We start from the raw sequence: 25,969 nt of genomic DNA on the forward strand, positions 1-25,969 counted from the left end.
TAACAGGAGAAAGGAATATGGCAGAAGAAAAAAGACCTGTTCTCGCAATTATGAGGCCGGAAAGCTACAGGAAAATATCAGAGACTCTTGCGCAAGATTATGGTTTTGAGCCTTTATACGCTCCCATGATCCGGCTTGAAGGCATAAAAGATGAAGGGTTTGAGCCCTTTATACAAAGAGTTCTTGCAGGATCTTCGGATTATGTTGTTTTTACCAGTGCAAACGGAATAAGTTTTACTCTGGACAAGCTTTCTGAAACTGAAAAGAAAGATTTCATTACAGCGCTTAAAAAAATCAAGGTAATTGCCATCGGGCCTAATACGGAAAAAGAACTCATAAAAATAGGAATTGACAACCCATTTTTGCCGGAAGATTACAGTTCCACAGGAATTGTAGAGGCTCTCTGCTCCGAGGTTGCAGGAAAGACGGTGGATCTTGCCAGGAGCTCTTTTGGAGCTAAGGTCTTGATAGAAGGGCTTGAAAAGTGCGGAGCTACGGTTTATGAAACTCATGTGTACACTCTCAGTATTCCTGAAGGAACGATCCAGAAAGAGTTGATCGAACGCGCACTCGCAGGGGAAGTTGATGCTTTTGCTTTTACAAGTTCTATGATGGTTAAAGGCTTTATGAAACATGCAAAAGGGCTGGGAGCAGAGAAAACCATAAAAGAATCTCTCAGCAGGGCCGTGGTAGGAGCTATAGGAACGCCTACAGGAAATACCCTAAAAAAATATGGTGTCAATGTGGACGTAATTCCTGAAGAGTTTACTTTCGAAGCTCTGATAAAGGCTATGAAAAAAGAGCTATGAAAAGTCAGCTTGATAGTAACTGAAGAACTACTCTAAAAGTATGACTTAAATCGTTTTGAGAACCACGTTATATGGGAATGAGTTCATAAAGTCGGGGCTCTTCTCATAAAACCGGTTCGACAGAACAGCACTTAAAAGTTCATAAGGTTTTTTGTCGTACCAATGTACGAATTATGGAATGATTCAAATAAACCTTTGATACATGTCAAATTTGCTTCTTATAATCCAGTAGTCTTTTTTTTGCAGGGCAGGTGATGGGTATATCTCCGCTTTTGTCATCATTAAGCACACCGAATGTGAAAACTACATACTTTATACATTAAATATATAGTTAAGAGGCAGTCTAAGTTAAAAAACAGTCTAAAGGAATTCATCCATAATAATGCTCTCAATCCGTGTAGTTTAAGTTGCATTCGACCTCGCATCTTTCCTTTAAGTAATTCTGAAATCCTTTATGAAAGGAATGAAAAAATATTCACAGATAAATTAAAAAAATCTAAAATTATGGGTAAATTATTTAACTTTTGAAAATTATTCATTTTAAAAACAAAATATAATTAATATGTAATATGTGGGAGGAAAAGCAACGGAACAGATGCCAGTAAGATGTGGAGAATGCGAAATGTACAGCAGATCCTACGGATTTTGCCTGAAGATAATGGAATACGTTTCTCCAAAAGAAACGGATTTCAGATGTCTGAAAAGTAAAACTGTCCCGAGACAGGGTGGTTTTTAACACTTCAATAGGCGTTTTTGAGCTCTTTATCTTAGGGCTTACATACTTGAAGAACAAAATCAATTAAATCAATTACGTCAAAGACTGTGGATTTAAGTCACGTTTTAGACAGTTATTGGTCTGATGCTGTTGATTTTTTTAGTTCAACTGCGTAAGTCCTACATTTTTTTAAACTTTAACTTTCTTTTATATGCCCTCTTTCAAATATATGCTCTTTTTCAAATCTTCCTACGGAACATACACGCTTTTGACTACTCTGAGGAAAAAGACTCTACTTTTCCGGAATCGTTGCTAATACCCGAAAAAATATGAAATTTTTTGAATTCGTGAGATGGAAAACTCCACTCGTCGTGACTTCCGGGTCTTCTATCTCGAAAGAACACTCAAATCCTTGCGATGATCGCCCATGACACCGATGTTTTTGATTATGCCTGCTCAACAACAGTACACAGTTCATGAAGTGAAACCATGACCGATCAAACTAACCGGCGAAAAGGAAAATGGATTGAATATTTTGGTGATAGCAGGATGGTAACAACTCTTGACAACCAACAATGCAGGCCTCCTTGATTGATTGACTACTTTGAAAGAGACGGAGAGCCGGGTATGATACTTATAGGGGCGAAGGAACAGTCAGATGTATCAAATATATATCAAATATATATCAAATATATATCAAATATATATCAAATATATATCAAATATATCTCAAATTCGAAGAGGTTTTATGCCATCGGCAAATAGATAATTTTACAAATCGAAAATATGTAATCGAGAATGTTTTTCTCGGTTGACTTCCAGATATTCGTTTTTTCTGGTCATATCCTCAAGTTCTCGACATTCAAACCTTAGTTTTATAATCGTGAATGTCATATACTCACCCTGTCTCTACAAATACAAAACAATCAGAACGCTAAGTTAAAGTAGACAACAATCTCGAATTGTTTACTGATTTCTGTAAAACAATCTCAATTTTGACGGATCGACATGATAGGCATTTCAAAACTTTACTGTGGAACCGTGGAACCCTCAGATGCACTTCGCTATGGAAGGGACTCAAAAAAGCTTCCCTCTCACTTGCTGCAGTTTTCAAAAGATAAAAAGCCAGTTGTAGTCTGGAACATGACTCGCCGCTGCAACCTGAAATGTGTCCATTGTTATGCCCAGGCAAAGGACATAGAATTTGAAAATGAGCTTTCAACTGAAGAAGGCAAAGCTCTTATCGATGACCTTGCGAGTTTCGGAAGTCCGGTAATCCTTTTTTCCGGAGGGGAACCAACCATGAGAAAAGACCTGCCTGAGCTCGCAGCCTATGCGCGTGAAAAAGGGATGAGGGCTGTAATTTCCACAAACGGAACGCTCATAGACCGGGATTTGGCAAGAAAGCTAAAGGACGTCGGTCTCTCTTATGTAGGAGTTTCTCTTGATGGGATAAGGGAAACGAATGACAAATTCAGGGGCATGAAAGGGGCATTCGATGCAGCTCTAAGAGGGCTTCATAATTGCCAGGAAGAAGGCATAAAGGTTGGCTTGCGTTTTACCATCAACAAGCAAAATGTAAGGGATATTCCTGCAATCTTTGACCTGCTTGAAAAAGAAAAAATTCCAAGAATATGTTTCTATCATCTGGTTTATGCAGGTCGGGGCTCAAAAATGGTAAATGAAGATCTTTCCCTTGAGGAATCCAGGCAGGCTGTAGACTTGATACTTGAGAGGACAAGGAAACTTCACGAAAAAGGTTTGCCTGCCGAAGTCCTGACAGTGGATAACCATTGTGACGGTCCATACCTGTACATGAAGCTCCTCAAAGAGAATCCTGAAAGAGCTGCCGAGGTATTTGAACTTCTTTCCATGAACCAGGGAAATTCTTCAGGGATAGGTATAGGTTGCGTATCTTGGGACGGGGCGGTACATGCCGATCAGTTCTGGAGACATTATTCCTTTGGAAATGTGCGGGAACGCCCATTCAGTGAAATCTGGACTGACCTGAGTGATGAACTCATGGCTGGGCTTAAAAACCGAAAACCCCTTATAAAAGCTCACGCAGACCGCTGTGCCCACTGCAAATGGCTGGATATTTGCAATGGGAATTTCAGGGTAAGGGCTGAAGCCGTATATGGGAATGTCTGGGCAGATGACCCTGCATGTTACCTGACAAAAGAAGAAATTGGGTATTACGAAGCCTGAAATTTAATTCTTTATTTAATTCTTTATTTAATTCTTTATTTAATTCTTTATTTAATTCTTTATTTAATTCTTTATTTAATTCTTTATTTAATTCTTTATTTAATTCTTTATTTAATTCCGGTTTATCCAATTTCTATTTTTTTTCTTAACTTTCCAAACAACTATTTTTTAGATTTTCTTCTGTAAGCCTGTTACCACTGGCTTTTTTCCTTCGAGTTAGCTTTATAATTGAGTTCATCTCAAAACTTGAAATTTGCTTCTTAGACCGTGTATTTTGAATAATCAATCAATCTTATGATCATGAAAATAATTCTGAGAATTCCCAATGATTAAGAGTAAAGTGGCTTTTGGGATAGACTCATTACTTATTTAACAGGGTTGGAAATATACCATTTTGGGGTGCATGTTTCAAACCCATCATACCATTCCAGAACATTTTTAGCTTGCCTGAGCATCGTGCTAATTTCTTTGTTTCCGAATTTGAGTGCCCAGGGGATTGATGAAAGCTGGTTGCTCGCAATGTATAAAGCCATTAATTTGAAAAATAAAATGGGCACATTATGATGAAAATATCCATTAATGCGTCCGGATGCAAATGAAGCACTTATATCTGCACACCAGGTAATACGGTTGAATTCTTCCCAGGGGTCACCATAATCAAGCCTGTTAAAATCAATGATTCCCAGCTCTCCGGACTTTGTAACAATCATATTTCCGACGTGATAGTCCCCGTGTTGGAAGCACTGAGGGCGGTTTTTCAATAAACATCTGTGTTGTTCGATATACTCAATTATTTTATCTGCTCCTTCCAGGTGAATCCCACAAGCTTCATAATCGGCGATATTTCTATTTATTTTTTGATTGAAACGATCTGACCATGAAATCTGATTTTTTGCCGCAGGAACCTGATGAATAATTCTTAATATTTCTCCCGCTTTCACACCAAGCCGGTATTGCTCTTTGCTGTTCAGCTCTGGAAGGATATGTTCTGCATCTTTCCCTGTAATCCAGGTTAGTAAAGAATAGATGGATCGACCGTTATTGCAAATTCCAAAGTTAATGGGGCGCGATATCAAAATATCAAGGTTATCAAGTCTTTTTATTGCTTCAAAGTCTTTTTTCTTATTTTCATACTGAGAGATGTCCGATATTCTTAGTAATAATTCTCTTCCATCTGTACTTCGGATATAATATTTCTGATCGTTTGACCATCCCTTATTAATTGGCTCGACTATTTGCCATTTACAAGAGCCAGGAATTTCATTATAAAGTTTAACCATGCTAACAGCTCTATGAAAATTAAAACTTGATATTGTCGTTTGTTCAGTTACAACTTTAGAGTTTTCTTTTATAAATAGTCCTTTTTTTATGTTGAACCCATATTTTCAAGAAATAACACGGAAAACAGTTAATGGAAATAAATAAACACATGAAACCGATCCATTTGTTCCCTATCTTCCCAATTATTTTTGTTACTGCTTCAGGCTGTGTTTCAGAAAACGGACAGTCAGGAACCTATGACAATGAAACAGATTTCCTCTCATCTCAGGGACAGGTTTGAAAGTTGTGGACCTGAACTGCGTGGAATGCTGGAGTTTTATTGCGAAGTGGACAGGAGTGAAAATCGCTGACCTTTTTGAAGAAGCTGGAAACTACGAAAATGAGAGTACGATTATTTTTTACAGTGAGGATGGATATTCTACCTCTCTTGATAATGACTACAATGCTAGAAACCGTTATTATCCTCACATACAGGATTAATGATGTAGCCCTACATCCTGACAGAGTTTTCCCTTTAGCTTGTAGTCGAAGGCAAATATGGGCAAAAATGGATGAAGTGGATTAGAAGATAGGAACTTAGTAATGATGAAAATTTAATTTCAAGTACTTATAGAGCCTATCCCGAAACTCAAAATTTGATTTTTGAATCTCGTATTTGGAGCAATCAATTGAATACTTAATCACTAAAATGATCCTGTAAATTCATGATGATTTAGAATCAAAATAGGTTTTGGGATAGGTTCATACTATATATTGTCATTAATTATATTTGAGAAGTGCAATTATAGAGCCATTACCTAAGTGAAAACTTGAAGTTATATCTCAGTTATTCCTTAGCAACTCTCTTATGCTCAAAACCATTAGAAATCCTTCTTTAAATAAACCATATCAATAAGTTGTTTACCACATTCGAAAATTGGATGGTCATAATTGTCAATATAAAAATTTTTAACATAATTTGACATAACAAATCCACAATTTTTATAAAACTGGATAGTAAGAGGACTATCTCCCGTACCAACAAGCATGGTTTTGCATTTGCCTTTATAATACTCAAAGATGAATTTTACTAGTTGCCTACCGTAACCCTGTCCCTGATACTTTTCATAAGTTGCTATATTTTTTAATTCGTATATATCATCATCTTCACGTGTTACTACACAGAGACTTTTCAAATCGCCATCATATAGAGTAAACATATCCCCGCGATCTAAATATTTGTCAATCATATCTTCTTGTTCGTCTGCTAAAAGCAATAAATCAAGAAACTGTTTTTTATTATCCAGAATTCTTTCAATTTTCATGGCAAATCTCGGCTAGTATAAATAATTGGAATTTCGCTGTGTTGGGTGAAATCCAAATTATCAATCAATTTTAAAATTATCGTAGGATAAATGATGTAGAAATTACAGTTAAACACCAACAACAATATTAATATATCCAAACTATAGTATAGTTTGCTCAATATAGTATACTGTTTAAAATATAGTATACTATTTCTCCAAATATAGTATACTATTATCAGTATTGCATAATCAAAAAATAAAATTGTCATCTGCTCTATCGTAAAATTATACCTGGAGATAAGAGCACATTGCGAAAAAAAATATACAATTGCGGAGTATTTCTAGATAAGTGGGGGGTAATTTGAGTTGGCATCTCGCCATGTTAATATTTTAAACCCTGGTGACCCTTTTAGGGACTGGCTTGTTGAAGAAGTTGTTGGGGATAGGCTACGGAATAAAAATTGCTCTGTTAATGTTTTTAAATACAACTCCTCCCATACGGTCTGCAAGTACCAGTTCAAGGGTGAACATTTTAGCGTTATGGCAAAGTTTTTTGCCGAACCTACCGGCCAGTTGAAAGATTATAATCCATATAAAGGCATGATGAATGAGTACCGAAACCTTAGAAAGGCTGCATCGGTAATAAATGTTGCAAGACCTCTTGCAACCAATAAGAAGTTCAACTGCGTCCTTGTAACGGAACACATACCTGGAAAATCTCTGGAATGGTACATCAGACACGAAGAAAAGCTATATGAGAGGCTTGCTGCAGTTGCACATATGCTCCGACAGTTGCATGAAAACACAAAATCTTTCTACAATAAGGAGAATGAATTCAGAAATTATCATGATGTTCTGGGCCATCTGAAACTGGATCATGACACTAGAGAGACTTTCAATAAATTACTTGGAGAATGGTGGTATAGTTCTTTGCTCGACAGGGACTACGGCTGCATGATTCACAGGGATGTCAATCTTTCCAATTATATTTTCTGCAAAGGTAAACCCTATGCCCTTGATTTTGAAAGCTCCTGGTTAGAGGCACATCCTGTCAGAGATCTCGGAATTTTAGCTGCAGAACTTAAAAACGAGTTCGAACTGCATATGGGAGGAGGGGTAAAAGCTGAACCATATATCGGAAATTTCCTCTGGGAATACAGTAGCGACGAAAAAGATTTTTACTATATTACCAGAACTTTGCCTTTTTTCATGAGTATAGGACTCCTTCGTTCGGCAAGGCTTCATCAGGGTGAACATAGAAACTACCTCATCAAAGAAGCGTGTGAATGTTTAAAGGCAATTAATTACAGATAAAGCATGAGAACTTATCTCGTCAAAGAAGCACAGTGCTTAAAGACAATTAATTACAGATAAAACATGAAGTCGAAGCTTAAGTAAAAGGGATATGGGAGGAAAGAGCATATCGGAGGATCACGAACCTGAGGTAAGCAAGGACGAAGTTACATTTCTTAGTCATTCTCTTGCAAAGGGAGAGGAGGCATTTGAGAGCTGTCATATAAAAGGGGTCATCTTTGACTGCTATGAGACCCTCATTGACATCCATACTGACGAACATAACCTGGAGACATATAAAGTACTGAGCTCATGGCTTGCCTATCAGGGAGTGAAAATCGCTCCCGAAAAGCTGTGGGATACGTATATGTCTAAGGTCAGGCAGAAAATGGAGAATTCCAGGGAAGTGTACCCTGAGATAAAGGTAGAGGAAATCTTTGCAGAGATCTGCAGGGAAAATTCGGTCTGGAATATTGACGAGAACAGCCTGGGAGTAGAAGCTTCACGGGTCTTTCGGGCAGCTTCGATACGGAAACTCCGTGCTTTTCCTCAGAGCATCAAACTGATTGAACATTGCATAAACGTTCCCAAGTGTGTAATCTCCAATGGGCAAAGAGTTTTTTCTGAACTGGAACTCAGGTTTCTCGGGCTCCATGATTATTTTGACTTTGTTATCTTCTCATCGGATGTAGGGTATAAGAAACCTGATCTCAGGCTTTTTATGACTGCGCTCAAAAGGATGGGCCTTGAACTCGAACCCAAATGTGTCATGTCAATAGGAGACTCTGAAGAAAACGAGCTAGCGCCTGCAAAAAAACTGGGAATGCGTGCCATGAATATTAAAGATGCCTGGGAGCAATTCGGATTGACAGATTGACTCTATAACATTTTCTGTCTTCTAAAAAGTAATATTTGGGAGAATATTCACTCAGTGACTCTCCCAATCACTCATATTTACTGTTCCCTTATTTTTTCCTTCACACTTTTTATCCTTCACAACTTTTTATCCTTCACACTTTTTATCCTTCACACTTTTTATCCTTCACACTTTTTATGTAAACTGCCGGAAATCCTCAGGCAGTACCTGTAAACTCTTTCCTTCGAACAGCCGGATTCCACCAGACCACAGCGGAGCGGTATTTCCTGATACACGGTCCTTCTCCTGAGTCACGATATAATTCCTCTCTAATAATTTCTTCAATCTCAGGTGTAACCTCCGTATATATTGAGTAGAAAACCCTGTACATCCTGAGCATGTTCTCAGGCGATCTTATACTTGTATAATCAATAAATCTAACATGAGGGACTCTTCCATATGTGTAAAGGAGATTATAGATCAAAGGGTATTCCGGGTACTGGGGACGAGGTTTGTTGCCCATGATTTTCTTCCAGAGTTTGGCTTCAAATGTCTGCCCTGTGCCTACCCCGCCAACCACGCAGCAGTGTCCCTGTGTTACCTCTTCCATCCGGCTTATCTGGGTCATAATATCACGAAACATCCATATGACGGTTGAGGTGATAGTAAGGTCATACCGTTCCCTAAAATCTTCAATATTTACATCCTGCCAGATTTTTGGGATAATATCATAGTTATTCACTCCGGCTTCCACGGCATTTTGAGAGATCATACGGATCATTCCTTCTGAAGGCTCAATAGCAGTTATATGATCAACCTTCTTTGCGAAGGGGATTACAAATGTTCCCGGACCTGCACCAACTTCAAGGACCCTTGAGTGAGGAGAAACAACTCCATGGAGAGCAAGTGTAGAGTATACTGACCCTCCGAACTCGTAATTGTTTGTCCGCCTGGATTCCGAGTAATCCACTGCCCTTTCACTCCAGTCATCGAGCTCATAGTCCCTGAACATAATTTTAGACCGTGCATCATAGTTGTCTTCCCAGAATCTAACCCAATCTACAGGGGCTGTAAGAGAGTCGGAAGTCATGCTACCTTCCACCATAGTAAACCCATCCTGCCATTAACCTGATATATGCCTTCATTAGCGTGATTTTGCACGTATTCCTGAATAATCTCTCTGTCCCGGTAGTTCAGAGGTCGATGTTTTTCGACACGTTTCTCAACCGAGGTAACTGCCGAGGTAACTGGCCGATTAAGTGTGTAATCGATCACATCAACGTTAGGGTACACTCCAGAATCATTGAGAATATTAAAAACTGTGATGAACTGATCAAACCCACCTTCATTGATCCCAAGAGCTTCCGTTAGTTTGAGGGTCTCTGAAGGAGCCTCGAACCCATGAGCAAGACAACAGTAACCTCTGGATACTGTCTCCATCCGCCGGATCTGCGAAAGAATATCCGAAAATTGCCAGAGTGCATGGCAGCAGATAACCAGGTCATAGTTTTTCGAATAAGCTGTCTCATCTACTTCCTGCCAGGTCTTAGGGATTATTTCAACATTGGAAAGCTCTCTGTTCTGCGCATATGACATCAATGCTGCTGCCATCTTCTCTGCAGGCTCGACAGCGGTCACCCTGCGTACCCTCTCTGCAAATGGAATCGTTATCGCTCCTGGGCCTGATGCGATATCTAAAATATGCCAATCCTTCTGCAGTAGCCCTTCTTTTTCAAACAGGTTGAGGATATTCCGGCCATGGTTACAGTCACTTGCCAATACCATATCAGAATAATCCTCTGCCCTTTGATTCCAGTAGTTTGTGGTAGAAAGCCTATTCATCTCACCGATGCCTGCAGCCCAGGCTGTCTCCCAATCGATCTGCGTAACCATATTATTCCTTCAAAATTATTAATTAACTAAAAATTAGTATTAAGATATAATAACTTATTTCTTTATTATAATGGAATATATGAAAAGAAATATAAATAGTAACAACATACACCCTGTAATTTTCATAACAAAAGATACGCAGATGTAGCAAGATGACCATGATTCTTGATGTTCAACAGTTGTGTGTACATTTTCCCGTTTCAAGCACTGTCGTCCGGGCGGTTGATGGGGTTGACATTAACATCGAAAAGTCCGAGACACTTGCAGTTATAGGAGAGAGCGGTAGCGGAAAATCGGTATTGGGACTGGCGCTACTAGGGCTGCTGCCTGCAAATTGCACTGTAAACGGAGTTATACGATATCATGGGGATGATCTTCTAACCCTTTCTGAAAATGAACTTGAAATGATCCGTGGTAGAAAGATTGCATGGGTTCCTCAGAACCCCGCCGGAGCAATGAATCCTTCGATGACTGTGGGAAACCAAATTGGAGAACCGATCTCTCTCCATATAGAAAAAGACAAAAATAAAATTAGAAAAAAGGTCCTTGAACTCCTTAAATTCATCAGAATAACTCCCCCTGAGGAAAGAATAAACTCCTATCCTTATTCATTCAGTGGCGGAATGCTTCAACGCTCACTTGTAGCTATGGGAATATCAGGCCATCCGGAAGTGCTTATTGCAGACGAACCTACAAAGGGTATAGACATAATGAATAAGCAGGCTATCACCTACCTTCTTCGGGTTTTACGTGATGAAGGAATTACTCTGATTATCATCACGCACGATCTCCAATTTGCCAAAAACCTCGCGGATAGAATTGCAGTTATGTATTCCGGGAGGATAGTGGAAATAAGAGGGAGGCAGGAATTTTTTGATGGGCCACTGCATCCTTATTCCAGAGGGTTACTTCGTTCGCTCCCTGAAAACGGTCTTCACCCTATACCATCCGTAACAGGAGATTCAGAAGAAAACGATGGAGGCTGTAAATTCCGGGTTCGATGTGCATCTGCAATAGAAAAGTGCAGGGTCGAACCTCCTCTTATTCATCTTCTGGAAGGATCGGCTGTCAGGTGCTGGCTGTATGATTGAAGGGAGAAAGTCTCATGATTGAAGGAAGAGGCCTGACCAAGATATTCGCTCCCAATTCTCCAGGAAAAAACCGGATCATCGCTGTTGATAATGTAAATATCAGGATCGAAGCAGGAGAAACCCTTACTCTTGTAGGAGAAAGCGGATGTGGAAAGTCTACTCTCTCAAGACTGCTCCTCTTGCTTATTCCTCCAACACGGGGAGAGATATTCTTTGAGGGTCAGGCTCTTACAAGACTGAAAGGGAAAGAACTCCGCTCTGTCCGGAAAAAACTTCAGATTGTGCCTCAACAGCCTGAAAGCTCCCTGGACCCCAGGTGGACGATAGCTTACTCAATCTGCGAACCTTTTCGCATACATCCTGATTCGTTACACGGAAGGCAGATGTATGAAGAGCTAAAAAGGCTTCTTAGGCTCGTTGGGCTCGAACCTGAGCAGGCAGCCAGATATCCTCACCAGCTCAGCGGTGGAGAACTGCAACGTGCTGTTATTGCTCGTGCTATTGCACTTGAGCCTTCACTTCTCATATGTGACGAACCTACTTCAATGCTTGATGTCTCCACTCAGGCATCTATCATACACCTCCTGAAAGCACTCCAGCAAGACCTCGGATGTGCCCTTCTCTTCATTACTCACGACCAGGGGCTTGCGCACGCTATTGGAGACCGGACAGCTGTAATGTTTGCCGGGCAGATAGTAGAAGAGGGACAGGGTATTCTGGATAGGCCATACCACCCATTTACTTGCAGAATCACATCTGTCTCTGATTCCGGTTCCTTACCACCATCTGAACTTCAAGGGACAAAGATTCCAGGTTCATGCGTATATTATCAATTCTGCCCGGAAAAGACAGAAAAATGCCTTCACAGCCCTGAAATGGTGGAATATGAAGATAGACGGGTTCGTTGCCATAACTTTTCGCCTACTTGATTAATCGTACACTCTCACTTGATTAATCGTACACTCTCACTTGATTAATCGTACACTCTCACTTGATTAATCGTACACTTTTGATATATCCCTGATAGATTTTAGCGGTACAACTACAATCGGAGTGCTTACTCCAATAAATTATCCCGTATTGTCTCAACGAATTCTCCATCCCAACAGGTTATCCAAAATTAAGATGATTACTCCAAAACTTCTTGTGTATGTAAGTTTTTGCAGAATTTGATGTTGATACATAACAGTCTCAGGTGTGATTAGTAAATATGAAACGAAAAGAGGGAATTCTCTTTATTCTACTGGCTCTAGTTGTCCTGGGAGCCGGCTGTACAGACAAAGAACAAAAAGGAGATAATCAAACATTATTTGTCTCAGGTCAATGGAGTCCCACCTCTATTGATCCTCACATATCGGGGACTGTTCCTCAAAGGCTCGGGTACGTAGAAACTCTCGTAGGAGTTGATTATGAAGGAAAGATTATCCCAAATCTTGCAAAATCATGGGAAGTCTCCAGTGATGGAAAAAAATGGACATTCAAATTGAGAGAGGGCGTTTTATTCCATGATGGGACACCTTTCACAGCCGAAATAATGAAAAAATCACTCGAAAGGTCCTTTATCCAATCGGCATCAACATTCGGAAAAATTCCTGTAACGTCTATTGAGGTTCCTGATAACCTGACATTGGTAATCAATCTCAATTCAACTTTCCCTGCACTTCCTGCCTATCTTTCCAAAGGAGAAAGTGCTGCTCTTGCCCCCGGATCTTATGATGCAAGCGGAAATGTCACAAAGCCTATCGGTACCGGGCCTTTTATCTTTGAATCCTGGAAACCGGACGAAGAAATTGTTCTCGTCAAGAATCCCAATTACTGGGGACATGTTGCTTCAGTTGATAAAGTGGTATACCGGGTAATTCCTGAAGTACTTACAAGAAAGATGCTCCTTGACAGTAAGGACATTCAGATAGCAATGATTCTTTCGCCCGATGTTGCTGATAAATATACCGAAAAGGCTGATTATACAGTCCTTGAAGAGCCTATCGCTCGTGTAAGGATGATAACGTTCAATACGGAAAAGGAGCCCTTCAAAGATAAAAAGGTACGTCAGGCTGTTAATTACGCTATAGATCGGGAAGCAATAGTGAATTCTGTCCTTTACGGATACGGAACCACAGCATCAGGGCTTTTTCCTCCTCAGTTTTACTGGGCAAACAAGGATATTGCCCCTTATACTTACGACGTGGAGAAAGCAAAAACACTCCTTGATGAAGCGGGATGGACCGACTCGGATGGTGATGGGATCCGTGATAAAAATGGCAAGCCTATGAAGATTACATTAGTTACTTATTCTGAAAGAGCAGAACTGCCGTCGATCGCTGAGGTGATCCAGCAGCAGCTTAAGAAAGTAGGCATAGAGACAGAACTTAAGGTCCTCAATACCGATGCCGCAAATACCCAGAGGAATAAAGGAGATTTCGATATTTACCTTGTAGGAAGAGGACTATTTTTCGTACCTGATCCAGATGAGATAATGATGACGGACTATCACTCAAGCGGCACATCAATCGACGGTTGGGGGGCATATCGCTGGCACAACGACACTGTAGATCAGTTGATTGAGCAGGCCAGAACTACTTCCGATGAAGCTGCCAGAAAAAAACTCTATGATGAAGTTCAGGCAATTGTTGTCGAAGAAGCGCCGGTTGCGTATCTTAACTACTACGTTAATATCGACGTCACAACTTCGAACATAAAGGGATATCGTCTCCATCCTACAGAGTACTCTTTCGACCTTCAGAATGTCTCAATTTCCTGATGTGGGTATTCTACCCACCACTTTTTCATTTAAAAGAGTTTGAGTAAGAATGATACGTAGAATTATACTGAACCGTCTGTTTCAAATGATACAGGTCATGGTAGGGATATCTCTCATCACTTTTACAGTAATTTCTCTTTCACCAGGGGACCCAGCTGAAATTACGCTCAGGGCTACTCTTGGTACCGAAAGTCCACCTAAAGAGGCGGTAGCCATACTTCATGAAGAGATGGGGCTTGACGATCCCTGGTATGTCAGTTATCTAAAATGGATTTCAAGGGTTGTGCATGGGGACCTGGGATATTCCTATCAGACAAAAAGGAGCACTATTGAAGAGATCAGAAATGCTCTGCCTACGACCTTCTATCTAGCCTCTCTCTCAATGTTATTCTCGGCTATTATAGCTATCCCTCTTGGAATTGCAGCAGCTCTGAGACAGAACGGGCCTGTAGATCACCTCTGCAGGCTTACTTCAATAGTCTGCCTCTCGATCCCTGAGTATTTTATTGCTATAGTTTTTATGCTCATCGGAGGCATCTATCTAGACATCTTTCCGGTTGCAGGAACAGGAGGAATAGAATACTTTATCCTTCCATCCCTGACTCTCTCGATTGGCCTTATTGCAATTACAATGCGTATCATGAGGACAAGCATGATTGAAACGCTTGAGCAGGATTATATAAGGACAGCACGTGCAAAGGGGCTCAGCCGCAAAAAAATTATTCAAAAACATGCTCTAAAGAATGCACTTCTCCCTGTGATTATATATATGGGAACTCAGTTCGGATGGATTTTCGGAGGGGCAGTTACCATTGAAACTATTTTTGCACTTCCAGGACTTGGATGGCTTCTTGTTAGCTCTGTTTCTTCGATGGACATCATGGTGATGCAGGGATGTATGCTTACCTTCGCGGTGATCATAGTGCTTATTAATCTCTTTGTTGACCTAGCCCAGCTTTATCTTGACCCATCAGTCAGGGCTCAGGGGGAATAATAGGGAGAATATATATGGAACACTCATACTTTGACGAAAAACTGGCAGTTTCCGAAATGAAAAGAGTATGGGGAGTTTTGCGGAGCAATGTAACGCTTACAATAGGAGTTCTGCTGTTTATTCTTATCTCCATGATGGCTGTAATGGCTCCGGCGATTTCCCCGCATGACCCTGCAGAGATGCATCTTGAAGAAAAGTTATCTCCTCCATCAGCATCTTTTCCTCTTGGGACAGACCAGTTTGGAAGGTGTATTTTCAGCCGTATATTATATGGTGCACAGACTTCATTCTTCATTGCAGTTATTTCGACTTTAATTATCGTGCCTGCAGGAATTATCATAGGAATGTATGCAGGTTATTTCAGCAGGTATGATGCTTTCTTGATGCGATTGACAGATATCTTTCTTGCCTTCCCCAGTATAGTTCTTTCAATTGCGATTGTAGGAGTTGTAGGCCCAAGTCCTGCAGGAATTATTCTATCTCTTTCCATTCCTGGCTGGGCAAAATATGCACGATTAATCCGGGGATCAACTCTTTCACTGAAAAATAGCGGATTCGTCGAGGCAGCCAGGGCAATTGGAGCATCGGATAAATACATTCTTTTCCACCATATTCTTCCCAACAGTTACGGACCTATTATTGAGATCGCAACTCTTGGATTAGGGTCCAAGATTATTTCAATTTCCGGGCTTGGATTTTTAGGGCTTGGAATTCAGCCTCCTACACCAGAACTGGGAACAATCCTGAAAGATGGACTTGTATACCTCCAGACTGCACCTATGATGGCTTTATCTTCAGGAGGCATGATCATGCTGTTTGTTCTTGCGGTAAATCTCATCGGTTCCGAACTGAGATCTATTGCAGATCCCCGGTCTGATACTATCGAATTTTAACTGGCAGGCAAAGGAAATAAAAAAGAAGAGTTCAGCCCCTAAAAATTCGTTTCTACCCTATGTATTTCAGCCCCTAAAAATTCGTTTCTACCCAAAATGATGATGTTTTTGACTTTCCTAAATAATGTAAAAATAAAACAGGAAAAAATGTTTGTAGTATCCAGTACTTGGAAAACCTTCCAGAGTAATTAGCTACCTCTATTGCTGATACCTTTAGTCACGCCTGTAATTGTTGCAATAAAAATCTCATCGCATCTCATTTGAGCAGTTGCATTATTTAGTCTCGTGACTATTATTATACGCTGGTAAAATACACTGGTAAATTTGTTTTTTTGGAGAAAAATGTAATCAGCAGAAGCAAAAAGTCTATTCCTGTAAAATACTGGATAGGCATCAAAAAGTAAGAATTATTTACGTTATCCAAAACCAGATATATTTAAATAATCGCAAGCACTCTAAACCCCAAGAATTCTTACACTATTTCCCAATCATGGAGTGTCTTTATGACAGAATCAGAAATTCCAAAAGAATATAATGCAAGCGAGGTTGAGGAAAAGTGGATGGATAAATGGGACCTCTCCATGTACCATTTCAACTGGGGAGAAGACCCCCGTCCCCAATACATTATCGACACCCCACCTCCTTATCCTACAGGTAATTTCCATATCGGAAATGCGCTTAACTGGTGCTATATCGACTTTGTTGCCCGATACAAACGTATGCGCGGGTACAACGTAATGTTCCCCCAGGGCTGGGACTGTCACGGCCTGCCAACCGAAGTCAAGGTTGAAGAAATTCATGGAATAACGAAAAACCAGGTTCCACGTGCTGAGTTTCGCAAGATGTGCAGGGAACTGACTGCAGGAAATATCGACAAGATGCGCAAAACAATGCTGCGCCTGGGCTTTTCCGTAGATTGGAGTAACGAATTTATTACTATGAAGCCCTCGTACTTCGTAAAAACGCAAAAATCCTTTGTCAGGATGTATAATCATGATTACATCTACCATGAGGAACATCCTGTCAACTGGTGCCCCCGCTGTGAAACTGCTATTGCTTTTGCAGAAGTCGAGTATGAAACAAGGCAAACAAAGCTTAACTTCGTCCATTTCGACAAGGTAGACATTGCAACCACCAGGCCGGAACTTATGGCAGCCTGTGTTGCAGTTGCAGTAAATCCTGAAGACAAACGTTACAGCCAGTATGTCGGCCAGGAAATTACAGTACCTCTCTTTGGCCAGAAAGTTACTCTGATTGCCGATGAGGATGTTGAGCCTGAATTCGGTACAGGCGCTGTAATGATCTGTACTTTCGGGGATAAGCAGGACGTACGCTGGTGGGTGAAATACGAACTTCCTCTTATAAAGGCCATCGATAAACAGGGTAAGATGACAAAAGCGGCAGGCAAATATGAAGGCCTGAGCATTGCCGAGTGCAGGGAAGCTGTAGTTGCAGACCTGAAGGCTGCAGGTTTCCTCTATGACCAGAAACCTCTGGAACAGAATGTCGGGCTCTGCTGGCGCTGTAACACCCCGATTGAAATCCTTTCGGAGCCCCAGTGGTTCGTAAAGATCGACAACGATGCAATCCTGAAAGCTGCAGATGAGATCAAATGGTATCCTGACTACATGAAAGTCAGGCTTCAGAACTGGACAGGCACTATGGAATGGGACTGGTGCATCTCCAGACAGAGGATCTTTGCAACTCCGATTCCTATCTGGTACTGTAAGAAGTGCGGGAAAGTAATGGTTGCAGAAGAGAGCTGGCTTCCGATTGATCCTAATGAAGCCGCCCCAAAGAAAGCTTGCTCCTGCGGATCAACCGAGTTTGAACCTGAAACCGATGTGCTGGACACCTGGATGGACTCCTCTATTACGGCATTACATGTTACTGGCTGGGAAAGTGAGCATGACCTCCGCCTGCCTGCGCAGATCCGTCCACAGGGACATGATATCATCAGAACCTGGGCTTTTTACACAATCCTGCGGAGCCTGGCTCTTGAAGGCAAGAGACCCTGGGATTCTATAGTGATTAACGGTATGGTGCTTGGGCCTGACGGACATAAGATGAGCAAGTCGCTTGGAAATGTTATCTCTCCTGAAGAAGTAACCACAAAGTACAGCGCTGATGCTTTCAGGCAGTGGGGTGCAGTTGGTGGCTCCACAGGTTCGGATGTAATGTTCCGCTGGAAAGATGTGGTTTCAGCTTCCCGTTTCCTCCAGAAGATGTGGAGTATCTACCGTTTCTCAATGTCTCACCTGAAGGGCTTCGGACAGGAAGATGCCGAAAAATTCCAGACGGACTCTCTCCATATAATTGATAGGTGGTTGCTGAGTAAACTTAACAGGCTTGTAGACACCGCAACAAAGGAGCTTGATGAGTACCAGTTTGATTCTACTTTCAAGGCCATACGAGGTTTTGCCTGGGAAGTTCTTGCTGACAACTATCTGGAACTCGTAAAAGGCAGGCTTTATGGCGATGATACAGACGGCAGAAGAGCTGCCCAGTATGTGCTCTACAGGACAATTAAAACTCTCTCGCTTCTGCTTGCACCTTTCATACCTTTCTTTGCAGAAGAGCTGCACTCCCGGCTCAGTGACGAAAGCGTTCATACGCAGGCCTGGCCGGCAGTCGATGAAAGCTTCATAAACGAAGAAGCCGAAGCTGCAGGGGAACTAATTAAAGAAATTACAGGTGAAGTCCGCAGGTACAAGTCCGAACTGGGAATGGCACTTAATGCCCCCCTGAAAAAGCTTGAGATATACAATGCAGATATTGATACAGGAGATATCGCAGGCGCCACAAACTCAAAAGTTGAGTTGATGGAAGGGGCTCCTTCCTTTGAATATGTGCCAGTGGAAGTTAAACCCAATATGGGGATTCTGGGCCCAAGATTCAGAAAAGATGCAGGTGCTGTAGTTAAAGCTCTCAAAGCCGAGAGTCCTGCTGCAATTGAAGCCCAGGCAGCCTCAGGAAAAATAACCGTTAGTGTAGACGGCAAACCGATCGAGCTTGAACCCGAAGCCGTAGAGATAATGAAAGAAGTAATTTCCGGCGGTAGGGAAGTCGATGTGCTTGAAGTCAGAGGCGCGGTTGTTGTAATCGTAAGGTAAGCTTTTGCTTACCTTTTTATGAAAAAGTCCGATATTCGGACAACGCTTATTTTTTTCCAGCTTTTTACTAATAGCTGAGGTATGGCAAGCTGGCAGATCAATCTGAAAGGACAGAGTAATCTGAAAGGACAGAGTAATCTGAAAGGACAGAGTAATCTGAAAGGACAGAGTAATCTGAAAGGACAGAGTAATCTGAAAGGACAGAGTAATCTGAAAGGACAGAGTAATCTGAAAGGGCAAAGCAAGCTGAAGGCAGAATATCCTTCATGTCCGGTTCCATAAACTCAAACTCCTTCTTCAATTTAAGTTTCGGCCTTAATTCTGCATCTCGGCTGTTCAATTGATTTTCTCAGATTCTCTTTCTCATATTACTTAAATATCATTTTCAAAGATGCAAGTAAACTCTTAGTGTATAATATTATGAAGAAAATACATAAACTGTTCAGCTTAAATTGAGAATTTCTATAAAGCCGGAGTCTCAAATAAGGACATTTAGAATTAGTCATAAACTTTAATACTTTTTTATAACTATAAATGCTCAGGATTGCTTCAAAATGGTGAAGTATCTCTGTGATTTTACGTTGCAGTGAAGTTAGTTAATCAGTTGTAAGTATCTGTATTTTTCCTTTCTCTATTAAGAAAAATAATATTATTTTATGAAAGTGAAAAAACAAAGACTCACTTTTTCAATGTGAAACTTTATATACATCTAGGTAATCTGTTTCAGAAATGTATTATTCAGACCTGGAGTTTTTATGACAAAAGTCGAAAAAGCATTATTGCTGCTAAAAAATATGGTGTACGAAAGCACCAGCCCTAAGGAAACTCTCAAGTTTGCGAAGTACTATAGGAATAAGGGGCTCGATGTGCTGGTTATTCTGTGGGGACCTATGGGAGTGCTGCTTGCAAAGAAAGATAAAACAAGAGGATCGCCCAAGTACGATGACACTGTACAGGAATGTATAGATATGGGAGTGGAGTTTCGGTGTTGTCAGCTTGCATCGGATATGATCGGGCTTAAAAAAGAAGAATTGATCCCTGGAATAGAATTCATCTGTTCGCAAGAGGTAGCCGAACTCTTTCTTAAATATACTGAAGAAAACCAGTTAATCATTACTTTCTGAGCCTTAGAAATTTCTAAAATTAAATAAGATATTCAAGCAATAACAGCCTTAAGCAATTAAATGTGTTTTATTGTAGCTTTTTCTAAGTCAGGTTTTCTTTGACTTAATTCTAGCCTGTCCCCAACCGTTTCTTCTACGAAATATAAACCTGAAACCGGCCTGTAGAATCTGTAATCTACACCTCATTCAATTTTAGCCGTTTTAAATCCCTTTTGTTCTTTAAACCTTACTCACTCCAGTTTCATTTCGGGATGAAGGTGCTCTTTTCGCTGCCCAAATTCTGTCACCCTATTTCCGTCACCCTATTTCCGTCACCCTAGTCCCGTCTCGGGAGGACGGTGCCCTTTTCGCTCGGTTCGTTTGCTCAAGAGGGCTGAGTTAGGGGGTAAAGGGCGGTAATCTTTACACAAGTTTGTTGATTTAAAAATTGCAGATTTCTGCCTTTAGTTGCTTGGAAGTCATAGAAAATCAAGGATTTCTTAGGAGAGGACTAATCTGCAATGTTTCGTTTTTCCGGTTTAATGGAGCTGTAACCGGGTCTGAGAATCTTTCTGTAAATGTTATATTCTATAAAATACCATATGTGTTTTTTCGATTAGTTTAAACCGACAGAGCTTTTTATATGTAATTTATTTTTTAAATTGTTCTGGGCTAATAGAAAATATCACATTGAGGAATGAATTATATGTTAATATGCACATATTAGAATAAAAATATAAAAACACAAATCAAACAAGAGAGCGTTTGTGCACATAATTAGGGTAAAAATGGATTTTTATATAAATATACAACTTTAAGTATACGACTTTAAAATGGTTATCTAATATTGAAGATTATAGCCCTTCAGTTCATTAATTTTTAGAAATAAAATAAAACAATTTCAGCAGGTGATTTCATGTTTTTACAGGATTATGAATTAAGTGAAGAAGAGAAAGTTCTCTTACAAAAGGTTCTGGATGGAGATGTGGCTCTTCGTAAGATTGAGGAGTTTGCAGACCCTGTGACTTCAGTAAAAATCAGACGGCTTGCAATACAGGAATTTACAAAACTTGAGTTTGAGAATATCCAGAATTTTTCCCTTGATGTTGAAGCAGCATCGAAAAAGAACATTGAAAACATGATAGGTGCAGTTCAGATTCCTCTCGGAGTTGCCGGACTTCTGAAGGTAAATGGCGAATATGCGAATTCCGAATACTACATTCCGCTTGCTACAACTGAAGGGGCTCTTGTTGCCGGTGTAAATCGTGGCTGCTCGGTTATCACAAAATCAGGAGGAGCAAATGTCAGGGTTTTTGAAGACAAAATGACGAGAGCACCTGTTTTTAAGCTTGAGAGTGTTAGCAGAGCTAAAGAATTTTATGAGTGGGTAAAATGTCCTGAGATTTTTGAGAAGATGAAAACCGTTGCTGAGAAAACGACACGTTTTGGAAAACTGCTTTCTGTAAAACCCTTCGTAACTGGCACAGATGTACACCTCAGGTTCTCGTACGATACAAAAGACGCCATGGGTATGAACATGGTGACTATAGCTACCGATGCGGTGATGCATCTTATAGAAGACGAATTCGGTGCGCATCCCATTACTCTTTCAGGAAATATGTGTACGGACAAAAAACCAGCTTCTATAAGCGCGATTCTCGGAAGAGGAAAAACCGTTGTAGCCGAGGTTACGATTCCAAAAGAAATTGTCAAGGAAACCCTCAAATGTACGCCTGAATCCATGTTTGAAGTAAACTACAGCAAAAACCTGCTGGGTTCAGCAAGAGCAGGAGCACTTGGATTCAATGCTCATGCTGCAAATATTATTGCTGCGATTTATCTGGCCTGCGGACAGGATGCTGCTCATGTTGTTGAAGGAAGCACCGCAATTACGAGTATGGAGCTTACGAAATATGAAGAAATTCACTGCTCTGTTACTCTACCTGCTCTGCCTGTGGGAACCGTTGGTGGAGGCACTGGTCTTGGGACCCAGAGGGATTGCCTGAACATTCTTGATGTTGCAGGCGCAGGTGACGTTCCTGGAACAAACTCTAAGAAATTTGCGGAAATCGTAGCTTCTGCCGTGCTTGCAGGAGAAGTTAACCTTATAGGAGCTCAGGCTGCAGGACATCTTGCCCGTGCCCATGCCCAGCTAGGCCGTGGGAAGTTCTAATGCAACCGTTGACTCGCAACCGTTGAGCCGGTTGATCACGCCGGATAAGTTTTGGGGATAAGATTCTCAAACTCAAATGTTGCTGAGGTTTTCGGTCAAGCCTTTTTTCAAAAGGTTTTCGGTCAAGCAGTTTTTTCAAAAGACTTGCGAGGAAGCTTTCCAGGGGAAAGGTTGTGGAAGACACTGAGATTACGAGAATCAGATCTTCCGGGTAAAACATGATCCAATAAGAGTTCTTACCATTATTGGCAAACTCCAGCTTCTGATCGATAAGATAATCTTTTATGAGAGAGAGTATATTGACCATTGACTCTGCTTCCTATTTTTTGTGGTGAAGAAAAAGGATACAGAGTCAATCATAATTTACAGAACTTTTGGGTATATTGCCACCGATTTACTAAAATTTTGATTTTTCTCAAAACAGTTCTAAATTTGGGTGTAACTTCAATTTTGAGAATAGTTCCCAAATCTGTAGACAGCTTTTCTATAATTCTTTAATTAATATATCTTCATTTGCGCTCTTTATCAATTTTTAAGAAAAGTTAATAAATCAGAAGATGTTAGTATCTATTGAATATTTATGGGGATGTGTATGGGGGTAATTAATAGGGAACCATGCGGATCAGCTCTTGAATATCTTGTTTCCCATCAAAAACTCTGTCAAACTTGAGATATAGATATGCTGAGAATATGACCCTTTAATTTCTCTATATACTTTCATTCAAAAATAATCCTTGGAGTGAATCAGAATGAAAGGAATTTTTAGCATTTTTAGAAAAGACGATAAAGCCTTTACAGGGCTCGAATCAGCAATTGTGCTGACCGCTTTTGTAGTTGTGGCAGCAGTGTTTTCTTATGTAGTGCTTGGGGCAGGGTTTACAACTTCTGATACTGCCAAGAAGACTATCGAGGAGGGTGTGAAACAGACTACTTCTTCAGTTGAACTTGCAGGTGACGTGATAGCAAAAGGTACTCCGATAGTCACAACAGATGTAAACGGAACAACAACGACAACCGGCGGAACAGTAGATAAAATTCTTGTCACCCTTCAGCTTACAGCAGGGCAGTCTCCCGTGGATATAGGACCTGGAATGCTGGTGGTATCTTATGCTGACAGTGCTATCTACAGCCCAGAAGTGACATGGTCTCAGTCATTTGTAGGGGATGACGATGGCGATGCGATTCTAGAACAGCACGAGAAAGTACAACTGGAAATCACTGTACCCAATACTGAGCCAGACGTCGCATTGCTTGCAACTTCTTGTTCAGCGGAGAACACTGAGTTCAGACTTGAGATAAAACCAAAGGTTGGCGCAATTGTCCCAATAACAAGAGTGATTCCGGCACAGATCGATCAAGTTATGGTTCTGAAGTAATCCCTATGGATTTTAGGGATACTTTCCCTTCTTTTATGGAGGATAAAAAGTTTCATTTTTTGTTCAGGTGGTTAATATGGAACTGGAGAAAAAAGTTGCAGATATGGAAACTGAACTTAAAGTCGTAAAAGGGGAGATCAAGGAATTACTTGTAGATATAAGGGACCTTGTAAACAGAAATGAAAATCCCTTCTTCAATGACCAGAAAAATGGAGTTTCAAGGCTTGAAACAAAAGGAAAAGGGGCAGAAGTGGAGAATCAACTACCTGCTGATGAAGAAAAAAATGATAAAAATAAGGAAAGCGTCCAGGAGCCGGTCAGAACCATTTCTCAAGATGGGGTTCCCGAAGAAAATATGCCACGGCAGAAAACTCCTACAAAGGAAATACAGGCGATTGAACCTGAAATTTCAGCCCGAAAAATTGATACGTTTACCCTTGTTGAACTCATGCGCTGGGTCGATTATGCTATAAGGACAGTTGGACACGGCAACCTAGAAGTCCTGCTTGACCTGTATTCACTTACCGGACCGCTTTCTGAAGAGACCAAGTATATTATCAAAAATATTGCAAACCTTTCCATTGAAGACCCTGCATGTGAAGATAAGGTTAGCATGAAAGATAATATTACAGTGCTTTCGCAACTGAGTGCAATTCTCGACCCTAAGAAATTCAAAAATGGAATCCAGCCTATTTACGAAAATTCAGGCTGGAGAGAAGACAAAAAAGGAAGACAGGATTTTTCTTTAATTAAATGTACGAACTAAGAAATTGACTAGATGTACGAACCGCTAAATCGACTGAAAAGCAGATCAAATGTTCAAATTAATACCAGTTAATCATTATTAGTGTCAGTAAACTTAGGTAAATACTGTATAATTAACCGTTATTGTCGAATAGAATCAATGCTACTGGCATAATCGATATTTCTGACATAAACAGGTTGAGATATCAATATTATCCAACGGCTATATGCTCATTCAAACTGATTTAAGTTTATTCGGACTTAGGTAGTTTACTCAAACTGATATGGGACTCGGAAAGTAAGGCGGGGTCGAAAAGTGAGTGGGGAAGCGATAAGCTCTGCGATTCTAACAATAGCATCCATTATCTGTGCATTTTCATTTGTTTCAGTTGTATACCCGTCTGTAATTTCCGCAGGAGACCCTATAGTCAGCCGTACTAATGCAATGGGAGACCAGATCCTGACCGATTTTGAAATATTACACGAGACAACTGCCGCTGAAGGCTTAGAGGTTCACATATGGGTTAAAAACGTGGGACCTAAAGGGATATCTTCCGGTTTAATCCAGCGATCTGACCTTTTTTTTGGGGAGGTCGGAAAATTTGAAAGGATACCATATGACGAGAATGGAAGTCTGGCTCCTTGCTGGAACTACTCAATAGAGCAAAGCAATGACGATAACTGGGACAAAGGGGAAACACTGCAGATCAGATTAAAGCCTGCTGATGTGCTTGTCAGCGGAGCGAAGTATTTCATTAAATTTAGTGCATACAATGGGGTTTCGGAAGAGGCCTATTTTACGGTGTCATGATGGGATTCGGAACGGTTATTGCATCAATGCTTTCGGTTGCAATCCTCCTCCTGGCATTTTATGTCTGCTCAAGCGGGGGGTTTTACATGGCAGATGTTCTTGCAAATTCAGTAATGGAGATGCAGGAAAATGAGAATGAGATAATGAAAACCGAAATCGAAATTACAAACATTTCTGCAAATGAGGCCGGTATTTTCGTGTCCCTGAATAATACTGGCTCCACAAAGGTAGGAGACTATGATTATATGGACGTGATCGTTAAGTACTCCAACACATCCGGCATTGCAAAAACCATATGGGTTCCCTTCCAGGGAGATTCAGACGCATTAGAAGACAAATGGACTGTGGGAAATATAAGTCCAGATCTGGTAAATCCCGGAATTCTTGATCCGGGTGAGGAGATAGAATTGCAGATTTTGCTCGAAGATTCCCTGGAAAACAAGAGTGTAAACTGGCTGTTGGTAACTGCCCCAAATGGAGTCAAAGCTTCAGGATATTTTAACGCATGAATTAGAAAATCGGTTTGATAGTTCAGAATTAGATAACTGGTTGATAGTCCAGATTTAGAT

24 protein-coding genes are annotated in these 25,969 nt (G+C 40.6%); 18 read left to right on the forward strand and 6 right to left on the reverse strand.

The features are described from left to right. The first annotated feature begins 17 nt into the window (after positions 1–17). Together MSBRM_RS03655 and ahbC are read left to right on the forward strand one after the other, a co-directional pair. A complete protein-coding gene (locus MSBRM_RS03655) occupies positions 18–809 on the forward strand; it encodes a uroporphyrinogen-III synthase (RefSeq protein WP_048119758.1) in 792 nt (263 codons plus the stop codon). A gap of 1,723 nt (positions 810–2,532) precedes the next feature. Beyond that, complete coding sequence (gene ahbC / locus MSBRM_RS03660) at positions 2,533–3,732, forward strand: 12,18-didecarboxysiroheme deacetylase (RefSeq protein WP_048154582.1); 1,200 nt, start codon at positions 2,533–2,535, stop codon at positions 3,730–3,732. A 365-nt stretch (positions 3,733–4,097) separates the two neighbouring features. Here ahbC and MSBRM_RS03665 read toward each other — a convergent pair whose 3' ends face one another. Further along, the gene (locus MSBRM_RS03665; protein WP_048154586.1) at positions 4,098–5,012 is read right to left on the reverse strand and encodes an aminoglycoside phosphotransferase family protein; all 915 of its coding nucleotides are present in this window, start codon (positions 5,010–5,012) and stop codon (positions 4,098–4,100) included. 131 nt (positions 5,013–5,143) lie between these two features. Between MSBRM_RS03665 and MSBRM_RS19995 the strand changes: the two genes are divergently transcribed. Beyond that, the gene (locus MSBRM_RS19995; RefSeq protein WP_155396491.1) at positions 5,144–5,293 is read left to right on the forward strand and encodes a hypothetical protein; all 150 of its coding nucleotides are present in this window, start codon (positions 5,144–5,146) and stop codon (positions 5,291–5,293) included. Further along, positions 5,290–5,493 carry a molybdopterin-binding protein gene (locus MSBRM_RS03670; protein ID WP_052712678.1) on the forward strand — a complete coding sequence of 68 codons (204 nt, stop codon included), beginning with the start codon at positions 5,290–5,292 and terminating at the stop codon, positions 5,491–5,493. The genes MSBRM_RS19995 and MSBRM_RS03670 overlap by 4 nt, the downstream gene beginning before the upstream one ends. Positions 5,494–5,873: 380 nt before the next feature. On the opposite strand, the gene MSBRM_RS03675 is transcribed toward MSBRM_RS03670, so the two are convergent. After that, on the reverse strand, positions 5,874–6,317 hold the full coding sequence (locus MSBRM_RS03675; protein ID WP_048154591.1) for a GNAT family N-acetyltransferase: 444 nt from the start codon (positions 6,315–6,317) through the stop codon (positions 5,874–5,876). 348 nt (positions 6,318–6,665) lie between these two features. On the opposite strand from MSBRM_RS03675, the gene MSBRM_RS03680 reads away from it, so the two are divergent. Together MSBRM_RS03680 and MSBRM_RS03685 are read left to right on the forward strand one after the other, a co-directional pair. Next, positions 6,666–7,613 (forward strand): phosphotransferase, encoded by a 948-nt coding sequence (locus MSBRM_RS03680; protein WP_048119747.1) that lies wholly within the window; start codon positions 6,666–6,668, stop codon positions 7,611–7,613. 91 nt (positions 7,614–7,704) lie between these two features. Beyond that, the gene (locus tag MSBRM_RS03685) at positions 7,705–8,469 is read left to right on the forward strand and encodes an HAD family hydrolase (protein ID WP_048119745.1); all 765 of its coding nucleotides are present in this window, start codon (positions 7,705–7,707) and stop codon (positions 8,467–8,469) included. Positions 8,470–8,665: 196 nt separating this feature from the next. Here MSBRM_RS03685 and MSBRM_RS03690 read toward each other — a convergent pair whose 3' ends face one another. After that, a complete protein-coding gene (locus tag MSBRM_RS03690) occupies positions 8,666–9,538 on the reverse strand; it encodes a class I SAM-dependent methyltransferase (protein WP_230669027.1) in 873 nt (290 codons plus the stop codon). Continuing rightward, on the reverse strand, positions 9,535–10,341 hold the full coding sequence (locus MSBRM_RS03695) for a class I SAM-dependent methyltransferase (protein WP_048119743.1): 807 nt from the start codon (positions 10,339–10,341) through the stop codon (positions 9,535–9,537). Before MSBRM_RS03695 ends, MSBRM_RS03690 begins: the two co-directional genes overlap by 4 nt. A 152-nt stretch (positions 10,342–10,493) precedes the next feature. Here MSBRM_RS03695 and MSBRM_RS03700 point away from each other — a divergent pair, with 152 nt between their 5' ends. The 6 genes from MSBRM_RS03700 to MSBRM_RS03725 all read left to right on the forward strand — a co-directional run bounded on the left by MSBRM_RS03700 (position 10,494) and on the right by MSBRM_RS03725 (position 19,193). Beyond that, positions 10,494–11,432 carry an ABC transporter ATP-binding protein gene (locus MSBRM_RS03700; RefSeq protein WP_080941531.1) on the forward strand — a complete coding sequence of 313 codons (939 nt, stop codon included), beginning with the start codon at positions 10,494–10,496 and terminating at the stop codon, positions 11,430–11,432. A 14-nt stretch (positions 11,433–11,446) separates the two neighbouring features. Continuing rightward, entirely contained in the window at positions 11,447–12,361 is a 915-nt protein-coding gene (locus MSBRM_RS03705) for an ABC transporter ATP-binding protein (RefSeq protein ID WP_048123183.1), read from the forward strand. A gap of 281 nt (positions 12,362–12,642) precedes the next feature. Then, positions 12,643–14,193 carry an ABC transporter substrate-binding protein gene (locus MSBRM_RS03710; RefSeq protein WP_048119742.1) on the forward strand — a complete coding sequence of 517 codons (1,551 nt, stop codon included), beginning with the start codon at positions 12,643–12,645 and terminating at the stop codon, positions 14,191–14,193. A gap of 49 nt (positions 14,194–14,242) precedes the next feature. Next, the gene (locus MSBRM_RS03715) at positions 14,243–15,187 is read left to right on the forward strand and encodes an ABC transporter permease (RefSeq protein WP_048119740.1); all 945 of its coding nucleotides are present in this window, start codon (positions 14,243–14,245) and stop codon (positions 15,185–15,187) included. 14 nt (positions 15,188–15,201) lie between these two features. Then, positions 15,202–16,080 (forward strand): ABC transporter permease, encoded by an 879-nt coding sequence (locus MSBRM_RS03720; RefSeq protein WP_048119738.1) that lies wholly within the window; start codon positions 15,202–15,204, stop codon positions 16,078–16,080. A gap of 503 nt (positions 16,081–16,583) precedes the next feature. Further along, positions 16,584–19,193, forward strand: a complete 2,610-nt coding sequence (locus tag MSBRM_RS03725; RefSeq protein ID WP_048119736.1) for a valine--tRNA ligase — start codon at positions 16,584–16,586, stop codon at positions 19,191–19,193. A gap of 97 nt (positions 19,194–19,290) precedes the next feature. Here the strand turns inward: MSBRM_RS03725 and MSBRM_RS03730 are convergent, their stop codons facing one another. Next, on the reverse strand, positions 19,291–19,533 hold the full coding sequence (locus tag MSBRM_RS03730; RefSeq protein ID WP_054864738.1) for a hypothetical protein: 243 nt from the start codon (positions 19,531–19,533) through the stop codon (positions 19,291–19,293). A gap of 415 nt (positions 19,534–19,948) precedes the next feature. Here MSBRM_RS03730 and MSBRM_RS03735 point away from each other — a divergent pair, with 415 nt between their 5' ends. Both MSBRM_RS03735 and hmgA read left to right on the forward strand, forming a co-directional pair. Then, on the forward strand, positions 19,949–20,317 hold the full coding sequence (locus MSBRM_RS03735; protein WP_048119734.1) for a DsrE family protein: 369 nt from the start codon (positions 19,949–19,951) through the stop codon (positions 20,315–20,317). 895 nt (positions 20,318–21,212) lie between these two features. Next, positions 21,213–22,469: a hydroxymethylglutaryl-CoA reductase (NADPH) gene (gene hmgA, locus MSBRM_RS03740; RefSeq protein ID WP_048119733.1), complete on the forward strand. Its 1,257-nt coding sequence runs from the start codon at positions 21,213–21,215 to the stop codon at positions 22,467–22,469. On the opposite strand, the gene MSBRM_RS20000 is transcribed toward hmgA, so the two are convergent. After that, on the reverse strand, positions 22,402–22,776 hold the full coding sequence (locus MSBRM_RS20000) for a hypothetical protein (protein ID WP_141706500.1): 375 nt from the start codon (positions 22,774–22,776) through the stop codon (positions 22,402–22,404). The two genes, hmgA and MSBRM_RS20000, sit on opposite strands and share 68 nt — an antisense overlap. A 442-nt stretch (positions 22,777–23,218) precedes the next feature. Between MSBRM_RS20000 and MSBRM_RS03745 the strand changes: the two genes are divergently transcribed. The 4 genes from MSBRM_RS03745 to MSBRM_RS03760 all read left to right on the forward strand — a co-directional run bounded on the left by MSBRM_RS03745 (position 23,219) and on the right by MSBRM_RS03760 (position 25,909). Continuing rightward, positions 23,219–23,845, forward strand: coding sequence for an archaellin/type IV pilin N-terminal domain-containing protein (locus MSBRM_RS03745; protein ID WP_052712679.1), 627 nt, complete (start codon positions 23,219–23,221; stop codon positions 23,843–23,845). Positions 23,846–23,921: 76 nt separating this feature from the next. After that, positions 23,922–24,611, forward strand: a complete 690-nt coding sequence (locus MSBRM_RS03750; protein ID WP_048119731.1) for a hypothetical protein — start codon at positions 23,922–23,924, stop codon at positions 24,609–24,611. Between the two features lie 294 nt (positions 24,612–24,905). Continuing rightward, a complete protein-coding gene (locus MSBRM_RS03755) occupies positions 24,906–25,400 on the forward strand; it encodes a hypothetical protein (RefSeq protein ID WP_048119729.1) in 495 nt (164 codons plus the stop codon). After that, positions 25,397–25,909 (forward strand): hypothetical protein, encoded by a 513-nt coding sequence (locus MSBRM_RS03760; RefSeq protein WP_230629269.1) that lies wholly within the window; start codon positions 25,397–25,399, stop codon positions 25,907–25,909. Before MSBRM_RS03755 ends, MSBRM_RS03760 begins: the two co-directional genes overlap by 4 nt. Positions 25,910–25,969 lie beyond the last annotated feature (60 nt).

The sequence above is a fragment of the Methanosarcina barkeri MS genome (assembly GCF_000970025.1).
Classification (GTDB): domain Archaea; phylum Halobacteriota; class Methanosarcinia; order Methanosarcinales; family Methanosarcinaceae; genus Methanosarcina; species Methanosarcina barkeri.